Consider the following 4121-nt stretch of genomic DNA (forward strand, 5'->3'; position numbering starts at 1 on the left):
CGACAACGTTGATCTGTCAGTAAGCAAGACTTCGTTCGAAGCGGAGATCTACGAGGGAGACGAGTTTGAGTATGAGATTGTGGTGAGCAACATCGGAGGTACTCCTGCGACGAACGTATCGATTGTGGATGACTTGCCTGCGAGCGTGAGCTACCTAAGTTCGAGTGTGGTGAGTGTGAGCAGTTCGCAGATCCAGGTTGGCACCCCGGTAGTGAGTGGTAGTCAGATCAGCTGGAGTGTACCATTCCTACCTGCCGACGGAGTGATCACGCTGAGGGTGCGAGTGAAGGCAGGCGATGCGGGCACGATCACGAACTTGGTGGTGGTAGCTTCGGAAGAGGAGGACACGGATGAGACCAACAATCAGGACACGGATGTGAATGAGGTGTTGCCGTTCCGAATTCCGAACGTGATTACGCCAAATGCAGACGGGGACAACGATACGTTTGAGATCAAGGGACTTGGCAAGTTTACCGCCAGTGAGATTGTGATTCTCAATAGATACGGGGATCACGTACTAGAGAAGACCAACTACCAGAATGACTGGGATGCACCGGGTCAGGTAGCGGGTACCTACTTCTACGTGCTGAAGTTGACCGACCGCAGTGGCAGAGTCCACGAGTTCACGGGCTGGATCCAGGTAATTAAAGAATAATCGAAAGGACTTATGAAGACGACTTTTAAAATCATAGGAATGACACTACTGGTGGCGGTATTTGCCACCGGAGTGTCCTTTGGCCAGCAGCTACCGCAGTTTAGCCAGTACATATTCAACGGGTTGCACATCAATCCGGGGTATGCTGGATACAAGATGGAGCCGTACATTCAGACCACTTACCGGAGCCAGTGGGTGAGTTTTCCCGGGGCACCCAAGACGTACACGGTGACTGCGGACCTGAGTGCGAACGAGGGTACGATGGGCTTTGGGGTATCGCTGATGAGTGACAATCTGGGTCCTGCGCGTACGACGGGCGGCTTGCTGACCTATGCGTACCGGATACAGACGGGCCGGAACAGCCACCTGGGATTGGGCGTGAGTGCGGGAGTGACCGAATACATGATCGACGGGGACCTGCTGGATCCGAACGATCCGAATGATGTGGATTTGCCCCAGGGCCGGGTGAACCTGTTCACGCCGAACCTGAATTCGGGCTTGTTTTTCCACACGCCGAAGTTTTATGCGGGTTTCAGTGTGTACAACATGATCGGGAAGAAGGCATTGGAGCGGGAGGATGTCGCGCTGGCGTACCATGACTTCCACTATTACCTGACAGCCGGAGCGATGTTTGAGTTGGGGGACGATGTGGGCTTCAAGCCGAGCTTTCTGATCAAGGAAGTGAAGGGGGCTCCGACCAACTACGACATCAACGCGATGTTTGTGTTTTACGACCGGATCTGGTTGGGAGGGTCTTACCGGAGCAACGTGAAGATCTGGAATGATAATTTGGAGGCGAACCTGTCCAACCGGAATGCGGTAGCGGCGATCATTGAGATTTTTGCCACGGACCGTCTTCGTCTGGGGTATGCGTATGATCACAACCTGAACGTGCTTCAGGATTACCGGGCGAACTCGCATGAATTTTCAGTGGGCTTCTACATGATCCCGAGAACAGCAATGATGAAAAACCAAAGATGGTTCTGATTATGAAATCGAGCCAGTATGGGCAGGCCAGCCCGGATATTATGGGGATAAAAGAAAAGGTTCTTTTGGATGCGGCTTTTGGTATGCGAGATTCCATGTGGCCAATAAAAATCAACAGAAATCACATGAAAAAGACACTACTACTAGTTGGAATCACGGCGGGCCTGTTTTTGGGTTCGATAGGATTGTCAGAAGCCCAGCAGTCGAAGGTCCGCTATGCGGACGAGCAGATGGAGCTGATGAACTACCAGCATGCGCTGGATGTGTATAAGGAGGCGTATGCGAAGAAGCCCACTTATCAGACAGCCAGAAAGACGGCAATAGCCACGGACCAGCTCCGTGATTATGCGGGGGCCTATGCCTGGTGGAAGACCACGGTTGGCTACGATGAGGCGAGCCAGGAGGATATGGTCCAGCTGCTCCGTACGGGTATTCTGAGTGACAATTATTCGGAGGCCAGGTCGATCATCGAGTCCAAGGGGGTGTCAGCGGACAGCCTTGGCGTGACGGCTGGCTCGATTCCCCAGAGTGCCAGAAAGCTGAAGTTGGAGCCTGTGGAAGGGGTGAACAGCAGTGAGGGGGATTTTTCCTACATCGAGGATGCAGGGGGCAACAGCTACTTTGTGTCCGACCGAGGGGGTTCTTTTCCCGAGAAGATGCCGGGCCTTCGAATAGACGGCAGGAACAAGATATTCAGTGCGGAGAAGAGTGACTACACAGACCGGAGCTATTTTTCGGTATACAGGAAAGACCAAGAGGGCAACATTGCCAAAGTGGTATCGAATGTACCCAATACGATGCACTTTTCGGATCCGAGCTATGCGTCCGGCCAGCAGCAGCTGTTTTATTCGGTGACGCGCTCGATCATCAAGGTCAAGGGCAAGAGCAGGAAGGATACGCTGCTGGTGCAGCCGGAGATCTACTACAGCAAGGTGGGTCCAGATGGAGCCTTGGAAGGATTCACACCGTTTGCATTCAACGATTCGCTGAAGTATGCGGTGATGCATCCGTTTGTGGATGAGGAGGCGAAAAGACTGTACTTTGCCTCAGACAACCAGGATCCATCCTGGGGGGGACAGGGCGGGTACGATCTGTACTACAGCGAGTACACGGTGATGGGAGACAGCCTGTCGTTCGGAGCGCCGGTGAACCTGGGTCCGGCAGTGAATACGAAAGGGAATGAGACACATCCTTTCCGTAAAGACAACAGATTTTACTTCAGCTCCACGGGCCACGAAGGCCTGGGAGGAATGGACATTTTCGAGGCGAACTATAGCCCAACAGCATTCACGGGCACCAAAAACATGGGTCATCCGATCAACTCGTTGGCAGACGATTTTGCATACCGGGAAGGCAAAGACAAGACGGTGTACCTGTCCTCCAACCGAAACGGGGGTCAGGGACTGGATGACATTTACATGGCCAAGGAGCTGTACAAGCAGTTTTTGGCACGGGTACTGGACTGCAACGGTCAGATCATTACCGAGAGCTACCTGAGCACGTTCCGGGACAAGACCCAGGGGATCATGGTTCCCACGGCACGGAATGCCAAAGGAGAGCTGACGGCCCAGCTGGAGCCGGAGAGTGACTTTGGGATTACGATCAGCAAGCCGGGCTACTTCCCGCTGACCGACGAGAGCATCACGACCAAGGGTTTTGAAGGAGACACGGTGAAGCGAGAATACAGACTGGTGCCGATTCCGTATCAGCTGCCGGTGCATGTGGACATTGTGTACTACGATCTGGACAAGTTCATGATCCGAAAAGATGCGATGCCGGCCTTGGACAAATTGGCCGAGCTGATGCAGAAGTACAGCTTCCTGGACCTGCTGGTGGCCAGCCACACGGACTCCAGAGCGAGTGACGAGTACAACATCACGCTGTCCAACAACCGTGCGAAGGCGGTGACCGAATACTTGGGAGCGAAAGGGATCAACTCGGACCGGGTGAGACTGGAGTGGTTTGGGGAGAGCCAGCTGATCAACGACTGCGGGAATGGCAAGCCATGTAATGAGGAGAACCATCAGCTGAACAGGAGATCTGAACTGGTACTGGAGGCGTTTCCGGATCCTACCAAGCAGTATGACATTCCGCAGGAGCTGAAGGATATGGACTTCTGCGAGCCGGAGGACATCTTTGAGAAGATCCAGGAAGAGATCAACGACATCCCGACGATCTACTTTGACTTTGACAAGTCGATGCTCAGATCGGTGCACAAGACCGAGCTGGAGCGTACGGCGATCATGCTGAAGCGGATGCCGAACCTGATGCTGTACATCGAGGGGCATACCGATCAGCGCGGGGATGAAGCCTACAACCAAAAGCTGTCCGAGCGCAGAGCGCAGGTGGTGAAAGACTACCTGAAGACCCGTGGAGTGGAAGACAACCGGCTGGAGTCGCAGTGGTTTGGCAAGACCCGGCCGATCCATGACTGCAACGAGGTGACCTGCACCCCGGCGATGCACCAGCTGAACAGACG

Annotated in this window: 3 protein-coding genes; all 3 read left to right on the forward strand. The window is 53.9% G+C overall.

Annotated features, from left to right (window positions below; translation table 11 throughout):
* Positions 1-13 precede the first annotated feature (13 nt).
* Positions 14-655: a T9SS type B sorting domain-containing protein gene (locus DK188_RS21265; protein WP_262512143.1), complete on the forward strand. Its 642-nt coding sequence runs from the start codon at positions 14-16 to the stop codon at positions 653-655.
* A 12-nt stretch (positions 656-667) separates the two neighbouring features.
* Complete coding sequence (locus DK188_RS21270; RefSeq protein WP_111672873.1) at positions 668-1642, forward strand: PorP/SprF family type IX secretion system membrane protein; 975 nt, start codon at positions 668-670, stop codon at positions 1640-1642.
* Between the two features lie 125 nt (positions 1643-1767).
* Positions 1768-4121: OmpA family protein (locus DK188_RS21275; RefSeq protein WP_111672874.1), on the forward strand; the 2354-nt coding region annotated here is incomplete at its 3' end.

It is taken from the genome of Algoriphagus litoralis, assembly GCF_003259255.1.
Lineage (GTDB): Bacteria > Bacteroidota > Bacteroidia > Cytophagales > Cyclobacteriaceae > Algoriphagus > Algoriphagus litoralis.